This is a genomic window from Rhodococcus sp. BP-241 (genome assembly GCF_019836145.1).
In the GTDB taxonomy this organism is placed as follows: Bacteria; Actinomycetota; Actinomycetes; order Mycobacteriales; family Mycobacteriaceae; genus Rhodococcoides.
The window spans coordinates 147,905-163,559 of the sequence record NZ_JABUEI010000004.1 but is presented as its reverse complement, the minus strand read 5'-3'; the positions used below and the strand labels follow the sequence as shown (position 1 = coordinate 163,559).

At 69.4% G+C, this 15,655-nt stretch carries 20 protein-coding genes and 1 riboswitch; of the genes, 14 read left to right on the top strand and 6 right to left on the bottom strand.

Annotated features, from left to right (window positions below; translation table 11 throughout):
- Positions 1–117: 117 nt before the first annotated feature.
- Complete coding sequence (locus HQ308_RS10035; protein ID WP_222646304.1) at positions 118–810, top strand: NUDIX hydrolase; 693 nt, start codon at positions 118–120, stop codon at positions 808–810.
- Positions 811–813: 3 nt separating this feature from the next.
- Here the strand turns inward: HQ308_RS10035 and thiE are convergent, their stop codons facing one another.
- Positions 814–1,497, bottom strand: coding sequence for a thiamine phosphate synthase (gene thiE, locus HQ308_RS10030; RefSeq protein WP_056442251.1), 684 nt, complete (start codon positions 1,495–1,497; stop codon positions 814–816).
- A gap of 105 nt (positions 1,498–1,602) precedes the next feature.
- A riboswitch (TPP riboswitch) is annotated at positions 1,603–1,710 on the top strand.
- Here thiE and thiO point away from each other — a divergent pair.
- The 7 genes from thiO (at position 1,703) to HQ308_RS09995 (ending at position 7,988) form a co-directional block, all read left to right on the top strand.
- Positions 1,703–2,797 (top strand): glycine oxidase ThiO, encoded by a 1,095-nt coding sequence (gene thiO / locus HQ308_RS10025; RefSeq protein WP_222646302.1) that lies wholly within the window; start codon positions 1,703–1,705, stop codon positions 2,795–2,797. (Overlaps the previous riboswitch by 8 nt.)
- Before the next feature lie 9 nt (positions 2,798–2,806).
- Complete coding sequence (thiS, locus tag HQ308_RS10020; protein ID WP_027506232.1) at positions 2,807–3,013, top strand: sulfur carrier protein ThiS; 207 nt, start codon at positions 2,807–2,809, stop codon at positions 3,011–3,013.
- Positions 3,006–3,764 carry a thiazole synthase gene (locus tag HQ308_RS10015; RefSeq protein WP_027506233.1) on the top strand — a complete coding sequence of 253 codons (759 nt, stop codon included), beginning with the start codon at positions 3,006–3,008 and terminating at the stop codon, positions 3,762–3,764. Before thiS ends, HQ308_RS10015 begins: the two co-directional genes overlap by 8 nt.
- A 102-nt stretch (positions 3,765–3,866) precedes the next feature.
- The gene (locus tag HQ308_RS10010) at positions 3,867–4,826 is read left to right on the top strand and encodes an ABC transporter ATP-binding protein (protein WP_056442255.1); all 960 of its coding nucleotides are present in this window, start codon (positions 3,867–3,869) and stop codon (positions 4,824–4,826) included.
- Positions 4,823–5,617 (top strand): ABC transporter permease, encoded by a 795-nt coding sequence (locus tag HQ308_RS10005; RefSeq protein ID WP_027506235.1) that lies wholly within the window; start codon positions 4,823–4,825, stop codon positions 5,615–5,617. The genes HQ308_RS10010 and HQ308_RS10005 overlap by 4 nt, the downstream gene beginning before the upstream one ends.
- Before the next feature lie 25 nt (positions 5,618–5,642).
- The gene (locus HQ308_RS10000) at positions 5,643–7,127 is read left to right on the top strand and encodes a M28 family peptidase (RefSeq protein WP_222646301.1); all 1,485 of its coding nucleotides are present in this window, start codon (positions 5,643–5,645) and stop codon (positions 7,125–7,127) included.
- Positions 7,128–7,169: 42 nt separating this feature from the next.
- The gene (locus tag HQ308_RS09995) at positions 7,170–7,988 is read left to right on the top strand and encodes an adenylate/guanylate cyclase domain-containing protein (RefSeq protein ID WP_308115735.1); all 819 of its coding nucleotides are present in this window, start codon (positions 7,170–7,172) and stop codon (positions 7,986–7,988) included.
- On the opposite strand, the gene thiD is transcribed toward HQ308_RS09995, so the two are convergent.
- Positions 7,950–8,804, bottom strand: a complete 855-nt coding sequence (thiD, locus tag HQ308_RS09990) for a bifunctional hydroxymethylpyrimidine kinase/phosphomethylpyrimidine kinase (protein WP_027506237.1) — start codon at positions 8,802–8,804, stop codon at positions 7,950–7,952. The two genes, HQ308_RS09995 and thiD, sit on opposite strands and share 39 nt — an antisense overlap.
- A gap of 210 nt (positions 8,805–9,014) precedes the next feature.
- Here thiD and HQ308_RS09985 point away from each other — a divergent pair, with 210 nt between their 5' ends.
- Both HQ308_RS09985 and HQ308_RS09980 read left to right on the top strand, forming a co-directional pair.
- Positions 9,015–9,341, top strand: a complete 327-nt coding sequence (locus HQ308_RS09985) for a GNAT family N-acetyltransferase (protein WP_056442260.1) — start codon at positions 9,015–9,017, stop codon at positions 9,339–9,341.
- A gap of 87 nt (positions 9,342–9,428) precedes the next feature.
- Positions 9,429–9,809: a GNAT family N-acetyltransferase gene (locus HQ308_RS09980; protein WP_222646300.1), complete on the top strand. Its 381-nt coding sequence runs from the start codon at positions 9,429–9,431 to the stop codon at positions 9,807–9,809.
- On the opposite strand, the gene HQ308_RS09975 is transcribed toward HQ308_RS09980, so the two are convergent.
- From HQ308_RS09975 to HQ308_RS09965, 3 genes are read right to left on the bottom strand one after another with little or no spacing between them, the layout of a single operon-like run.
- The gene (locus HQ308_RS09975; RefSeq protein ID WP_056441401.1) at positions 9,716–10,549 is read right to left on the bottom strand and encodes an exodeoxyribonuclease III; all 834 of its coding nucleotides are present in this window, start codon (positions 10,547–10,549) and stop codon (positions 9,716–9,718) included. The two genes, HQ308_RS09980 and HQ308_RS09975, sit on opposite strands and share 94 nt — an antisense overlap.
- A gap of 11 nt (positions 10,550–10,560) precedes the next feature.
- Positions 10,561–11,490, bottom strand: a complete 930-nt coding sequence (locus HQ308_RS09970) for a GNAT family N-acetyltransferase (protein ID WP_222646299.1) — start codon at positions 11,488–11,490, stop codon at positions 10,561–10,563.
- A complete protein-coding gene (locus HQ308_RS09965) occupies positions 11,487–12,080 on the bottom strand; it encodes a peptide deformylase (protein ID WP_222638013.1) in 594 nt (197 codons plus the stop codon). Before HQ308_RS09965 ends, HQ308_RS09970 begins: the two co-directional genes overlap by 4 nt.
- Before the next feature lie 271 nt (positions 12,081–12,351).
- On the opposite strand from HQ308_RS09965, the gene HQ308_RS09960 reads away from it, so the two are divergent.
- The 4 genes from HQ308_RS09960 (at position 12,352) to HQ308_RS09945 (ending at position 15,202) form a co-directional block, all read left to right on the top strand.
- Positions 12,352–12,660, top strand: a complete 309-nt coding sequence (locus HQ308_RS09960; protein WP_027506241.1) for a DUF3263 domain-containing protein — start codon at positions 12,352–12,354, stop codon at positions 12,658–12,660.
- Positions 12,661–12,789: 129 nt separating this feature from the next.
- Positions 12,790–13,266, top strand: a complete 477-nt coding sequence (locus HQ308_RS09955) for a LytR C-terminal domain-containing protein (protein WP_222646472.1) — start codon at positions 12,790–12,792, stop codon at positions 13,264–13,266.
- Positions 13,267–13,313: 47 nt separating this feature from the next.
- On the top strand, positions 13,314–14,045 hold the full coding sequence (locus HQ308_RS09950) for a superoxide dismutase family protein (protein ID WP_027506243.1): 732 nt from the start codon (positions 13,314–13,316) through the stop codon (positions 14,043–14,045).
- Positions 14,046–14,086: 41 nt separating this feature from the next.
- Positions 14,087–15,202: a glutamate--cysteine ligase gene (locus HQ308_RS09945; RefSeq protein WP_037186102.1), complete on the top strand. Its 1,116-nt coding sequence runs from the start codon at positions 14,087–14,089 to the stop codon at positions 15,200–15,202.
- A gap of 15 nt (positions 15,203–15,217) precedes the next feature.
- Here HQ308_RS09945 and mnhG read toward each other — a convergent pair whose 3' ends face one another.
- Complete coding sequence (mnhG, locus tag HQ308_RS09940) at positions 15,218–15,565, bottom strand: monovalent cation/H(+) antiporter subunit G (protein WP_027506245.1); 348 nt, start codon at positions 15,563–15,565, stop codon at positions 15,218–15,220.
- Positions 15,566–15,655 lie beyond the last annotated feature (90 nt).

The following is a 15,655-nucleotide window of genomic DNA, read 5'->3' as shown; positions in this document are numbered from 1 at the left end:
TCGACCCCTTCCCGCGCGATCGGTCGCCCTCATGTCCGGATTCGAGCATAGGCCCACCGTGGTCCGAGCACAGGCAACGCGAGGAGCAATAAGGTGGGGGAATGCGGACGGTGAACCATGCGCGGTGACGGGGACGGCTGGGTCTTCAGCAGCGACGGGAGCCGGCACTGGGGACGACACGGCGCGGCCGGTCTGCTGTTGCGGGCTCCGACCGGGTCGGCGGGCTCCGTGGTGTTGCTGCAGCACCGTGCGGCCTGGAGTCATCAGGGCGGGACGTGGGCGCTGCCCGGTGGTGCCAGGGACAGTCACGAGAGCGCCGTCCACGCGGCCGTACGCGAGGCCGGCGAGGAGGCGGGCATCACGGACGACCTGCTGACCGTGCGGGACGAGCACGTCACCAAGATCGAGGACTCAGGGTGGTCCTACACCACTGTGATCGCCGACGCGGAGCGCGAACTCGACACGGTTCCCAACGGTGAGAGCACCGAACTGCGCTGGGTCGCCGAGCACGAGGTGGACTCGCTGCCGCTGCACCCCGCCTTCGCCGAGAGTTGGCCGTCGCTGCGCACCGTGCCCGTCCGCGCCGTCCTGGCCGCCGACGCCCCCGACGATCTCCCGGCGCGCACCGTACGACTCGCCGTCGGCAGCTTCGGGTGGATCGTCGACACCGTACGGGCCGAGAACGTGGACGCGGCGCTCGCCGCCGTCCGGAACGACACCGACCTGCGCGTCGTCGTCGTGACGGCCGACGACGCGGTGCGCTCGGCGGTTCCCGCCGACGTCACCGTCCTGTCGCCGGACGGACTCTGACGGTCAGACCGACGGCAGCAGATCGAGCAGTCGACGGGCCGCCGCCTCGGGGTCGCGAGCCTGCGTGATCGCCCGCACCACCGCGATGCGGGACGCGCCCGCCTCGAGCGCCTGCGCGACGTTGTTCTCCTCGACCCCGCCGATGACGAACCACGGCCGGGTGGGATGCGATTCGGCGACCTCACGCACGACGTCCAGGCCCGCGGCCGAACGGTTCGGCTTGGTGGGAGTCGCCCACACCGGTCCCGTGGCGAAGTAGTCGACGCCGTCCTCGATGTCGGCGAGCGTGGCCTGTGCCCGGTTCTGCGTGGAGCGCCCGATGACGACGTCCGGGCCCACGATGCGGCGCGCGTAGTGCACCGGCAGATCGTTCTGGCCGAGGTGCAGCACGTCGGCGCCCGAGGCGAGCGCCAGATCGGCACGATCGTTGACGGCCATCAGCGCGCCGTGACGGCGGCACGCGGCGGAGATGACCGCGAGAGCGGCGAGCTCGTCCTTCGCCTCGATGGCGCCGTACTTCTTCTCGCCCGCCGACCCCTTGTCGCGGAGCTGCACGATGTCGACGCCCCCGGACAGCGCCGCGTCCACGAACTTGGCCAGGTCGCCGGTGTCTCGGCGGGCGTCGGTGCAGAGGTACAGACGGGCGGTGGCGAGCCGCTCGCGGGCGGTGGTCCTCGAAGTCGTCACGAGTGTGAATGTAGTACCCACATTTTCTGCGGGAAGGCCGGAGGCCGGTCGGGTGATGGCGGGAAGGCCGGAGGCCGGTCGGGTCATCAGCCGGTTAGGGTGAAGGGGAACGAACACGGGAGTCCCGGACGGGGCTGAGAGTGGGCGAGGCCGCCCAGACCGTAACCACCTGACCCGGGTCATGCCGGCGGAGGAAGTGAGTTTCATGCAGCGATCCGTCTCCGTCGTGGGCGGTGGGGTGATCGGCCTCTTCTGCGCCCGCGCCGCCGCGGCGGCGGGATGGTCCGTCACCCTGCACGACCCGACGTTCGGTGCACGCGCTGTCGGCGACGGCGCCGCCAGCTGGGTGGCGGGCGGCATGCTCGCGCCGCTGTCCGAGGGCTGGCCCGGCGAACACGCACTCTTGGCACTCGGTTCCGCGTCGCTGCGGCGGTGGCACGATCCGGTGCTGCGCGCGGACCTGGAGGGTCGGGGCGTCGTCGTGTCGAGTGGATCGTTGACCGTCGCGTTCGACTCGGCCGACGCTGCGGACCTGCGCACTGTCGCCGACTGGGTGGGTGCGCAGGGCCACGATCTCGAGATCCTCTCGCGCAGCGAGGTGCGCACCCTGGAGCCGTCACTCTCGCCGCGCGTTCGTCTGGGCCTGTCGGCGCCGGGGGAGTTGTCAGTGGACAACCGGGCGTTGGTGCTCGCGTTGGAGTCCGCGGTCCGCGACCGGGGAGTGCGGATCGAGCGTGCTCCCGTCACCGACCTCGACGCGCTCGCCACCGATCGTGTGGTGGTCGCCGCGGGGTGGTCGACGTCCCGTCTGCTGCCGGACGTCCCGGTGCGGCCGGTGAAGGGCGAGATCCTGCGCCTGCGTGCGCGACCCGGCTCGGCGAGTGCGCCGACGCGTACCGTCCGCGCGAGCGTCAACGGTCGCGCGGTGTACCTGGTCCCCCGTGGCGACGGTCTGGTGGTCGGTGCGACGCAGTACGAGCACGGTGACGACACCGCCGTGACCGTCGCCGGCGTCCGCGACCTCCTCGCGGACGCCGAGGCCGTGTTCCCGGCCGTCGGTGACTACGAGTTGGCGGAGACGGCGGCGGGCCTGCGGCCGGGGAGCCCCGACAACATCCCCGTGGTCGGGCGGCTGGACGACCGCGTGATCGTCGCCGCCGGGCACGGTCGCAACGGGGTGCTGCTCGCGCCCGTCACGGCGGACGCCGTGGTGGCAGAACTGGAGGGCGAGCCGTTGACGGAAGCGGCATGCGCTCTCCCCGAACGGTTTTCGAGTCTCACGCGGACTCGGGCACGGTAGGAGACGAACATGACCGCAGTGGGTGTCACCGTCAACGGTGCGGATCACGACCTCGAGCCCGGCACGACGGTGCAGGACATGCTGACCCAGCTGGGTCTTCCCGAGAAGGGCATCGCCGTGGCGGTGGACGGAATCGTGCTGCCGCGCTCGCGGTGGGGCGAGGACGTGGGCCGCGGCTGGACCATCGAGGTGCTGACGGCGGTGCAGGGTGGCTGATCAGCTGACCATCGCCGACCGTACCTTCACGTCTCGCCTGATCATGGGGACCGGGGGCGCGGCCAACCTCGCAGTGCTGGAGGAGGCCCTCGTCGCATCGGGGACGGAACTCACCACCGTCGCTCTGCGCCGTGTCGACGCCTCGGGCGGCACCGGGGTGCTCGATCTCCTCACGCGCCTCGGCATCGCCCTGCTGCCCAACACGGCGGGATGTCGCGGCGCCGCCGAGGCCGTGCTCACCGCGCAGTTGGCGCGAGAGGCGCTGGAGACCGACTGGATCAAACTCGAGGTGATCGCGGACGAGCGGACCCTCCTGCCCGACGCCATCGAGCTGGTGCGCGCCGCGGAGCAACTCGTCGACGACGATTTCGTCGTGTTGCCCTACACCACCGACGATCCGGTGCTCGCGCGTCGCCTCGAGGACGTGGGGTGCGCTGCGGTCATGCCGCTCGGATCGCCCATCGGGACGGGACTGGGCATCGCGAATCCGCACAACATCGAGATGATCACCTCGGCCGCAGGGGTTCCCGTGGTGCTCGACGCCGGCATCGGCACGGCGAGCGACGCGGCACTCGCCATGGAGCTGGGGTGCTCGGCGGTGCTGCTCGCCACCGCGGTGACACGCGCTCGTGATCCGCGAATGATGGCCTCCGCCATGGCCGATGCGGTGCGCGGCGGACGATCGGCGGCGCTGGCGGGCCGGATCCCGAAACGGTTCTGGGCGCAGGCGTCCTCGCCCGACGTCGACTGACCACCCCGGGGGCGGCTCAGGGTCGCGTCATCCCTTCGGATGACCCGGGTCGAGACCCGGGAGCGATGTGGTCGGTGGTCCCGCTCGGGCATCCTGATGCACATGATCGAAGTGACAGGTTTGACCAAACAGTTCGGCGCGAAGAAAGCCGTGGACGATCTCTCCTTCACGGTGCGCCCGGGTATCGTGACGGGCTTCCTCGGCCCCAACGGTGCCGGCAAGTCCACCACGATGCGGATGATCCTCGGGCTCGATCAGCCCACGTCCGGAACGGCACTCATCGAGGGTCGGCCCTACCGTGAGCTGAAGAATCCCATTCGCACCGTCGGCGCTCTGCTCGACGCGAAGTGGGTGCACCCCAACAGATCCGCGCGCGCTCACCTGCAGTGGATGGCGGCCTCCAACGGCATCGCCTCGTCCCGCGTCGACGAGGTGCTCCGCCTCGTCGGTCTGTCCGAGGTGGCCAAGCAGAAGGCCGGCGGGTTCTCCCTCGGCATGTCGCAGCGACTCGGTCTGGCCGGTGCGTTGCTCGGTGACCCGAAGGTCCTGATGTTCGACGAGCCGGTCAACGGACTCGATCCCGAGGGCATCGTCTGGATCCGCAAGTTCATGCAGCGCCTCGCCGCCGAGGGGCGGACCGTGCTGGTGTCCTCGCACCTGCTCTCCGAGATGGCGCTCACCGCAGAACAACTGATCGTCATCGGCCGCGGTCGGCTCATCTCGGACTCGTCCGTGCAGGAGTTCGTCGACCGCGCCTCGGAGGCGTCGGTCCGCGTCCGCAGCCCCCAGCTCGACGCCCTGCGCAGCGCGCTCACGTCGGCAGGTCTGACGGTCAAGGAGCCCAGCAGCCTCGATCAGGTGCATCCGACCCTCGTGGTGGCCGAGTCCACCACGGAGGCGATCGGCGAGATCGCCGCGCGCCACAACATCGTCCTGCACGAGCTGGCGTCCCAGCACGGTTCGCTCGAGGACGCGTTCATGAAACTCACCGGTGACGACGTGCAGTACCACGGCGCCGGTACCGGTACCGATACTGACGTGATGGGAGGGGCACTGCGATGAGTGTGCTTGCAGCGGAACGAATCAAACTCACCTCGACGAAGTCGCCGTGGTGGTGCACCGTCATCATCGTGGCGCTCGGGCTGGGCATCGGTGCCGTCATCGGCATCACGGCCAAGTCGACGGTCACCACCGTGCAGAACGACATCGCCGCCGGAAACGACCCCGGCTTCGAGCCGTACCTGCCGACCCTCGCGGACGCCGTTGCCGGCGTCAGCGGGTTCGGTGTTCTCGTGCTCATGATTCTCGCGGCGCTGTCGATCACAAGCGAGTATCGCTTCGGCATCATCCGGACCACGTTCCAGGCCATCCCCAGCCGTGCCTCGGTACTCGGCGTGAAAGCACTGCTCATCGGCGTCTTCGGTGCGGTGTTGTCCCTGGTGCTCACGCTGGGCGCGTTCTACATCGCGAAGGCCACGGCCGGTCCCGATGCGGGCGCCGCACTCGTGCTCGAGGGTTCGGACGCGTGGCGTGCCATCTACGGTGTCCCGATCTACGCCTTCCTGTGCGTCGTCCTCGCCGTGGGAGTCGGTGCGCTGCTGCGACAGTCGGCCGCCGCGATCGCACTGCTGCTCCTGTGGCCGCTGTTGATCGAGTCGCTGTTCAACCTGTTCGGCAGCATCGGGCGCGACATCATGCCCTTCCTCCCGTTCATGAACGCGAACAACTTCCTCGGTTCGCCCGGTGGAGTGGAGTACCACTGGGGACCGTGGGGCAGCCTGGCCTACTTCGCGGCCTTCGTCGCCGTCGTCTTCGGCGCCGCAGTGGTGGTGGTGAACAAGCGAGACGCGTGACCGCTCTTTCGTTAGGGTGACGTTCATGCGGACGACACGATCGACCCTGTCCATCGCGATCTGTGCGGCGGGAGTGCTCGCGCTGTCGTCCTGCTCCTCCGGCTCGTCCGGTGAGGAAGCCACCCCGTCCGAGGAACCCGTGGCCGCACCGGTCACGGGTTCCTCGCTGTCCGAGGCCGTCACCCTCGACGCGGTGGTGAGCCACCTGCAGGAGCTCTCCGACATCGCCGACGCGCACGACGGGAATCGCGCCGCCGGCACCGCCGGATACGACGCCAGCGTCGACTACGTGGCCGGCACACTGCGGGACGCGGGCTTCGACGTCGAGACGCCCGAGTTCTCGTTCGACAGCTACACCCTCGACTCGGTGGCGCTGCGCGCTGCCGACCGCGACGTGCCGGTGAGCGCGTTCACGTACTCACCGGCCACGCCCGCCGGTGGGGTCTCCGGTCCGATCGTGGCAGCACCTGCCGACGACTCACCCGGCTGCGAGGCCACCGACTACGACGGCCTCACGCTGACCGGCGCGGTCGCTCTGGTCCCCCGCGGGGTGTGCTCTTTCGCGCAGAAGGGGCAGATCGCCGCCGAGCGCGGCGCCGCCGCGATCATCGTGTCCAACAACGAGGACGGTCCGCTCGACGCCGGCACGCTCGGCGCGAAGGAGGATGCCCGCATCCCGTCGGTGGGTGTCAGCCGCGAGGACGGTGCCTCTCTGGCCGCGGCCCCGACCACCGCGCAGATCACGCTCGCCGCGGAGACCGAGACCACGACCAGCCGCAACATTCTCGCGCAGACCACGACGGGATCCACCGAGAACGTCGTCATGGCAGGAGCGCATCTCGACTCGGTTCCCGAGGGCCCGGGCATCAACGACAACGGCACCGGTACCGCCGCCGTGCTCGAGTCTGCTCTGCAGATGGGTGGCTCGCCGGACGTGACCAACGCCGTGCGGTTCGGGTTCTGGGGCGCGGAAGAACTCGGTCTGGTCGGATCCACGAAGTACGTCGAGGGACTGTCCGACGAGGACAAGGCCGCGATCGCGCTCTACCTGAACTTCGACATGGTCGGGTCGAACAACGCCGGCTACCTCGTCTACGACGGAGACGACTCGGATCAGGTCGGCGAGCCCGCCGGCCCCACCGGCTCGGACGCGATCGAGCGAGTCTTCGAGGAGCAGCTCACGACGCAGGACGCCGACGGCACCGACTTCGACGGGCGCTCGGACTACGGCCCCTTCATCGAGGTCGGCATCCCCTCGGGCGGCGTCTTCAGCGGCGCGGACGACGTGAAGACCGAGGAGCAGGCCGCGCGCTGGGGCGGGACGGCGAACGAGCCCTTCGACCCGAATTACCACACCGCCGAGGACACGCTCGAAAACGTCGACCGGGAGGCTCTCGGCATCAACTCGAAGGCCGTCGCCTACGGCATCGGCACGTACGCCGAGTCGGTGACGGGCCCGAACGGCGTCCCCGTGGGTGCCGATCGAGACGCCGCCCGTCAGGCCGAGTGACGTTTACTGTCACTCGGAGTAACGACAAGATATGGTCGAGTGGTGAAGATCAGCGCAGGTGACGCCGCCCGTCGGGCCGCCGACGCTGCCCGCACCGTCAATCGGACGCCGCGGGTCGTCGAACTGGTCCGCCGCGTACGCGGAGTGCTGCCCGGTGATCCGTCGTTCGGCGATCCGCTCTCGACGGCCGGACCCGGAGCCGCGCGCATGGTCGCGCGGGTCACCGACCGGCTGCAGGGCGACGCTCCCGGCGCGTCGAAGGAACTCTCGCTGGGTGCGCTGCAGGTGTGGCAGGCGGTGCTCGAACGCGCGGGTCGCGGGCGGGGCGAGCGCGAGGTCACCATCGTCTTCACCGATCTCGTCGGCTTCTCCACGTGGTCGCTGTCCGCCGGTGACGCCACCACGCTGGTGCTGCTCAAGCAGGTGGCCCGTGCGGTCGAGCGGCCCATGCTCGATCGCGGCGGTCACATCGTCAAACGCCTGGGAGACGGGCTGATGGCTGTCTTCCCCAGCGCAGACAACGCGGTGCGGGCCGTCTTCGAGGCACAGGTCGCTCTGGCCCGTGTCGACGTGAACGGCTACACCCCGCGGATGCGCGTCGGCATCCACACCGGCTGCCCGCGCGCCGTCGGGTCGGACTGGCTCGGCGTCGACGTCACCGTGGCCGCGCGCGTCATGCAGACCGGTGCCGACGGCAACGTCATGATCTCGAACGCCGCGCTGGATCTGGTGTCACCCGAGGTGCTGGACACCGTCGGGCTGGCCACCAAGCCCTACCGGCGCGGGTTGTTCTCGCCGAAGCTGACCGGTGTGCCCGAGGATCTACGCATCAGCCGACTGGTGCAGTCGCCAGAGCGGTGAGACCGGGCCGTGCCCATGGCCGAGGTCGTACGCGGCCTCGAGCGACTTCGTGACCCACTCCTTCGCGAACTCGAACGCGTCCGGCACCGCGTAGCCGTGGGCGAGGGCGCACGCCAGCGCTGCGGCGAGGGTGTCGCCGCCGCCGTGATCGTTGCCCGTGTCGATACGAGGGTTCGTGAACTCGAGCATCCGCTCACCGTCGAAGAGCAGATCGGTGCTCGACGACGAGGTCCGCAGGTGCCCACCCTTGACGACGGCCCACTGGGCGCCGAGAGCGTGCAGTGCCTCGGCGGCCCGTCGCGCCGTCACCTCGTCCTCGACGTCGATGCCGGTGAGCAGTCGGACCTCGTCGAGGTTGGGCGTGACGATCGTGGCGAGGGGAATGAGTCTGGTGCGCAACGCATCCAGCGCATCGGCGTGCAGGAGGGAATCGCCGTGCATCGACGCCGAGACCGGGTCCACGACGAGCGGTACCGAGCCACCGCGGCCGATCCCGACCTCGGTGCACACGTCGGTGACGGCCTCGATGATAGCGGTGGACGCCAGCATGCCGGTCTTGGCCGCGCCGATGCCGATGTCCGACACCACCGTTCGTACCTGGTCGGCCACCACGGCGGGCGGGATCTCGTGAAAACCACTGACTCCCACCGTGTTCTGCACCGTCACGGCGGCGACCGCGACGCAGGCGTGCAGTCCGCACAGAGCGATGGTGCGCGAGTCGGCCTGGATTCCGGCGCCGCCGCCGGAGTCGGTGCCGGCGATGGTGAGGACGCGCAGTGGCGTCGTCCCGGAAGGTGCCAGAGGCAGCGTTGTCACACGCCGAACTGTACTCGAGCGCTTTTCCCGTGAGTTCGCCACATATTCACCCGCTCCCCCGGCGAAGACGCGAATCCTGTGCAATAGTGGTCTACGTCACATGCACCCATGTGATGCACACGACCGCGGCGACGAGGCTGCTCGTGTCCCGCCCCGCGCCCGGGTTCGCACAGGAACCGGGTGAGCCCCACGGCCGCCAGGAGAAGAATGATGCTGTCGGATGCGCCCGTCACCGATGTGACAGACAACCCGCACCAGAACCGGTTCGAGCTCCGGCTCAACGGTGACCTCGTCGGGATCGTCGGGTACTTCCCCGTCGACTCCGTCGGACGCGGTGCGCGTCGTCAGCCCGTCGTCAGCTTCATGCACGCCGTCATCACCGAGGACTTCGGGCATCGCGGCCTCGCCGCCATCATGGTCCGCAACTCCCTCGACGCTGCTCGCGGCTACGGCTGGAAGGTGAAGCCGGTCTGCACCTACGTGCAGCGCTTCGTCGCCGAGAACCCCGAGTACCGCGACATGGTGACCGCCGACTGATCTCGACACCGTGACGACTTCGTCGCGATTGCGCATCAACAATCACAGGAACACCATCCGTCACAACATCGGTGATGAACTGTTGTCATGGACACCAGTCTCGTGTCGGACGATCCGAGCAACTCGCGCTTCGTCCTGACCGTCGGCGATGCGCTCGTCGGCATCCTCGCGTACGAGGTCGCCCCCGACAGCGACACGGTCGTGCTCCAGCACACCGTCGTCAAGGAGGAGTTCGGCGACCACGGGTGGGCAGCGGTCCTCGTGCGCGGCGCCCTCGACATCCTGCGTATCGGTGACCTGTCGATCTGGCCCCAGTGTTCCTACGTGCGTCGATTCATCGGCGCGAATATCGAGTACCTCGCCATGGTGGCCGATCAGGCCCCGGCCGGCTCGGTCACCGCGGCGTCCCCGCCCAGCTCGACGACGACCGGCGCGTGGTCGCTGGCGCCCTTCCCCTTGCGCTCCTGACGATCGATCGAGGCGTCGGTGACCTGCGCCGCGAGTGCGGGTGAGGCCAGCACGAAGTCGATGCGGAGACCTTCGCGGCGCGGGAAACGCAGCTGCGTGTAGTCCCAGTAGGTGTAGACACCGGGGCCGGGGGTGAACGGTCGCACCACGTCCGCGAATCCTTCGTCGACGATGGCTCGGAACGCGTCGCGCTCCGGTCCCGAGGTGTGCGTGCGGCCCTCGAACAGCGCCGGGTCCCAGACGTCGTCGTCGGTGGGGGCCACGTTCCAGTCACCGACCAACGCGATGCGTGCCTGCGGATCGGCGGCGAGCCACGACCGGGCGTCGTCGCGCAGGGTCGCGAGCCAGTCGAGCTTGTAGCGGTAGTGCGGGTCCTCGAGGGACCGTCCGTTGGGGACGTACAGGCTCCAGACGCGTACGCCCCCGCAGGTCGCGCCGATGGCCCGGGCCTCGTCGGCGGGCGGGACCTCCGGGTCCTTGCTGAACCCCGGCTGGTTCTCGAACCCGATCTGCACGTCGTCGAGCCCGACGCGTGACGCGATGGCGACACCGTTCCACTGACTCGTGCCCACGTGCGCGACCTGGTACCCGATGTCGGTGAAGCGCTGGTACGGGAACTGCTCGTCCTTGCACTTCGTCTCTTGAATCGCGAGAACGTCGACGTCGGAGCGCTCGAGCCAGTCGACGATGCGGTCGACTCGCGAGCGGACGGAGTTCACGTTCCAGGTAGCCAGGCGCACGGTGAGCGACCCTAGCCCGGGGCGGTGACACCCTCCGGGCTCGCGTAGCGGTAGCGATGATGCTCGGTGAAGCCGAGGCGCTCGTACAGCGATCGCGCCTCGTCGTTGTCCACCTCGACCTGGACGTAGGCGTGCGTCGCGCCGTGGTCGGCTCCCCACCGCATCGCTTCGGCACACACCGCGGACCCGTGACCGCGCCGACGCTCGTCGGGTCGAGTGGCCACCGCGGTGATGCCGACCCAGCGTCGTCCGGTCGGCGATGCGGTGACGGCAGCGCGGGCGACCGCCGTGTCGCCTCGTCGGAGAAAGATCACGACACCGTCGTGGACCGCGATGAGAAGGTCCGGACGATCCCGGTAGCGGGGATGGTGCGCCAGCCATCGGTCGTCGGGCGCGGCGATGCGCTCGGTGTCCGTGTCCGTGTCCGTGTCCGGCCCGGTCGACGACGGGATCGGCAGCGTCAGCACCAGTGCCTCGGCCGACAGGCTCCATCCCGCCGGCGCCCGGAGAAGTCGGTCCGGCAACGACAGTGAGGGTTGCAGGTCCCGGTCGCGGTACCAGGCGGCGACGGCCGGCAGGTCGACGGCGGACGCGTCGGGACGCAGGGGGCTCGCCGAATTGCCTCGTCGTGTCACGCCGGCGCCGGCGCGGAGCAGCCATCCACCGATCCACTCCTGCTCGAGGCCCGGCCACGCATCGGCCGCCGCACTCTCGAGACCGCGGATCTCCGAATTGCGGACGGGCCGAGGTGCCAACGCCTTGAGTGCGACGATGCGCTCGGCCGGCACGGTCACCGGGTCACCGGACTCCGGCTGCACGGTCACCGCGGTGCCGGACGCCGCGAGGATGCCGATCACGTCGGTGAACGGCGGGGTCGACCCGTCCGGCAGGCGGTACCGCAGCACCACCCGCGAGCCCGGAACCGGGGCGTCCCGAGTCACTCGTCGTCGTGGCCGAACGGATCCGCGACGGTGCCGGGGATCCAGCTCAGCCCGGGTACGCCCCACCCGTTCTTCTTGATGGCCTTCTTCGCCGCCCGCGCGTTGCGTCCGACCAGCACGTCGACGTAGAGGAAACCGTCGAGGTGGCCCACCTCGTGCTGCAGCATGCGCGCGAAGAAACCGTGCCCCTCGATGTCGACGGGCTCACCCTTCGCATCGGTTCCGGTGACACGCGCCCACTCGGCCCGACCCGTCGGGTGCTGCTCGCCGGGAACCGAGAGGCACCCCTCGTCGTCGTCGTCCGGATCGGGCATCGTCTCGGGAATCTCCGACGTCTCGAGAACCGGGTTGATCACCTCGCCGCGGCGGCGCGTCACCGTGCCGTCCTCGCTGTGGTCGGGGCAGTCGTAGATGAACAGTCGGAGCGGTTCACCCACCTGGTTGGCGGCCAGTCCGACACCCTTGGCGGCCTCGAGCGTGTCGTACATGTCCGCGATCAACGTCTCGAGTTCCGCGGGCGACGCCGTGACCTGCTGGGTGGGGGTGTGCAGCACCGGGTCACCGACGATACGGATGGGGAGAATTGCCATGGTCCAGAAGGATACTGCCCGCCCGGTGGACGATTTCTGGTCCGGTCGGCCGGGCCGAGACGCGCCGCGGTGTCGCCGCATCCCGGAGCCCGGTCCGTGGTTAGATTGGCGGCGAACGACACGGATGTGATTCACCGCCGTGCGCGGACCTCTTCGGGTCCGGGGGACGCGCGAGAACACGGTCACGGCCGGGTTCACACGGCACAGCCCGAGGTCGACGGCAGAGCTCGCGAGACGCGATGCCGAGGGCGGCACAGACGACAGGAGTGAGATGGACAGCGCTGCAGCGCGAAGTCACGGGCGAGCCGACGGGGCCGACGAGCCGAGTGACGGACTCTCCCGCCGGGAACACGACATTCTCTCGTTCGAGCGCCAATGGTGGAAGTACGCCGGCGCGAAGGAAGAAGCGATCAAGGAACTGTTCGACATGTCGGCGACCCGCTACTACCAGGTGCTCAACGCCCTGGTGGACAAGCCGGAGGCGCTGGCCGCGGACCCGATGCTCGTGAAGCGCCTGCGACGTCTGCGCGCGAGCCGGCAGAAGGCACGCGCTGCGCGTCGACTCGGCTTCGAGATCTGACGGGTGTCGTCCCGCGCCGCCCCGGGTCACACGGTTCGGCCGAGTCGCTAGGCTCGCAGCGTGACTGATCAGACCCCCGCGAGCACTCCGACCCCGGACTCGTCCGGCCCACCGTTGCGAGCGCTGGCCATGGTTCTGCTGTCGCTGGCCGTCGTCTTCGCAGGTCTCGGCTTCTTCTCCCTCACGGGCTCGGGCGAGGACACGCCCACCTCCACCGCAGCGGCCGTGACCACCACCGCCGCTGCCGCAGCACCCGCCGCGCCGCAGTCCGACGCGAGCGCCGGGTCGGCCGCCACGACGACGACCAGTGCGCCGTCCTCCACCACGGCCGCGGCACAGTCGTTGCGCGTCCTCAACAACAGCAATGTCAGCGGACTGGCCGCCGAGGTGGCGCAGACGCTCGAGTCGGCCGGATTCACGGTCGGCGAGACCGGCAACTACAGCAGCGGCACCATCGCGGCCTCCACGGTCTACTACGACCCGTCGGTGTCCGGTCAGCAGGCTGAGGCCGAACGCATCGCGACCACACTGGGCTTCGGTGTCGAACCACGTTTCGAGGGCATCGAGTCCTCCACGCCCGGCATCATCGTCATCGTCACCGGGTGACTACAGTTCAGGTCAGCACGTCCCCACACATCTAGGAGACCTTCACCATGGCCAGCTGGAAGCGCAGCCGAGTCGCACCTCGCACCCTCGTCGTGGCGCCTCTCGCCGCAGTAGCCCTGTTCGGCATGGTGGCCTGCAGCAACGGCGAGGAAGCCAGCGACGTCGCCGGCACGACCCCGCCCGTCTTCACCAGCTCCGCCGCGCCCGCGGGTTCCGAGCACGGCGAGGAGTCCCACAGCGCGGGCGGCGAGGGTTCCGAGGGCGGGGGCTCGGCGACCGAGGCCGCGATGACCGGCGACCTGCGCAGCCCCGAGGGCGAGACCATGGGCACGGTCTCCTTCGCCGAGGTCGACGGACACCTCGAGGTCACCGTCGAGGCTGAGGGTCTGACCCCCGGCTTCCACGGCCTGCACATGCATCAGAACCCCGTGTGCGAGCCCGATTCGGTCGCTCCCACAGGCGGCGAGCCCGGCGCATTCCTGTCCGCCGGCGGTCACCTGCAGGTGAACGGCAACACCGGCCATCCGGCCAGCGGCGACCTGACCTCGCTGCAGGTGCGTGAGGACGGCACCGCCGACCTCACGACGACGACCGACTCGGTCACGCTCGACGACCTGCGCGGCGGCGTGGCCGTCATCGTCCATTCGGGCGCCGACAACTTCGCCAACATCCCGACGCGCTACACGCTGCCCGACGGCCAGCCCGTTCCCGACGCGACGACCCTCAGCACGGGCGACGCCGGCAGCCGCGTCGCCTGCGCGGTCGTCGAGTCCGAGTAGACGGGCACGTCCCCCTGAAGAACGAGTCGAGATCGACCACGGTGCCGTTCGCCGGGTCGGAGCGTCCGACCATCGGCGTCGAGTGGGAGATCGCGCTCGTCGACCGCGTGTCGCGGGATCTGTCGAACACCGCGTCCGAGGTGATGGACGGCGTCGTGGAACTCGCTGGAGCGCACACTCCGCGCGTGACGAAGGAACTCCTGCGCAACACGGTCGAGTTGGTGACCGACATCTGCGACACCGTCGGTGAAGCGATCGACGATCTGAGCGAGTCGCTGGATCTGGTGCGCCGCGCCGCGGATCCGTTGGGAGTCGACCTGTTCTGCGCCGGGACACACCCGTTCGCCGAGTGGTCGTCGCAACAGCTCACCGCGGCCCCGCACTACGACGAGCTGATCGAGCGCACACAGTGGTGGGGTCGGCAGATGCTGATCTGGGGCGTCCACGTCCACGTCGGACTCCGCTCGGCCGACCGGGTCTTCCCGATTCTCAACTCGATCCTGCTGCAGTACCCGCACCTGCTCGCGCTGTCCGCGTCGTCCCCGATGTGGGCCGGGTCGGACACCGGCTACGCCAGCAACCGCGCGCTCATGTTCCAGCAGCTCCCCACCGCGGGACTGCCGTTCCAGTTCGAGACCTGGTCGCAGTTCGAGGGTTTCGTGCACGACCAGATGAAGACCGGCGTCATCTCGCAGCTCGGCGGCATGCACTGGGACATCCGTCCCGTGCCGCGGCTCGGCACCATCGAGATCAGAGTGTGCGACGGGGTGTCCACCAAGCGTGAGCTCGGTGCCCTGGTCGCCCTGATCCACTGCCTCGTGGTGTATCTCGACGAACGGCTCGATGCCGGCGAGCCGTTGCTCACGATCCCGCCGTGGCACGTGCAGGAGAACAAGTGGCGCGCCGCGCGATACGGCCTGGACGCCGAGATCGTGCTCGACGCCGACAGCAACGAGCGGCTCATGACCGACGACCTGTTCGACCTCCTGGAGAAGCTCACCCCGATCGCCGTACGGCTCGGTTGTGCGGACGAGCTGGGCCGCGTCGCGGACATCCCGCGCCAGGGTGCGTCGTATCAGCGTCAGCGTGCCGTGGCGGAGAGGTCGGGGGGCGACCTCATCGCCGTCGTCGACTCGCTCATCTCCGAACTTCGCTGACCAGAACGTCGCTGATCAGGCTCGGTCGTTGCGCTCGTCCGCGCGCAGCTCGTCGACCATGAAGAGGTCGTCACGGCTGCTCTGCTCGCGATAGGCGACCTGGCCCACGGTGTGCGCGATGATCGGCGCCGTGAGCACCGTGAAGACGCCGACGAGGAAGATCATCCAGATGTCGACGTTGCCGCGCAGGCTGATGAACGCGCCGATGAGAATCAGGATCAACCCCACCACCTGAGGCTTGGTGGCGGCGTGCATGCGGGACAACGTGTCCGGGAAGCGGACGACTCCGATGGCCGCCGTGAGCGCGAGGATCGATCCCAGGATGATCATCGTGCCGCTGATGATGTCGAGGACGAGTGTCATGACTTCCCCTGCCGTCGGTCGCGGGACTCGTCTCCGCGGGGTGGGTGCGGGGTCCGCGCCGTGGCGGCGGCCGCGGCGCGCCGGGTCTCG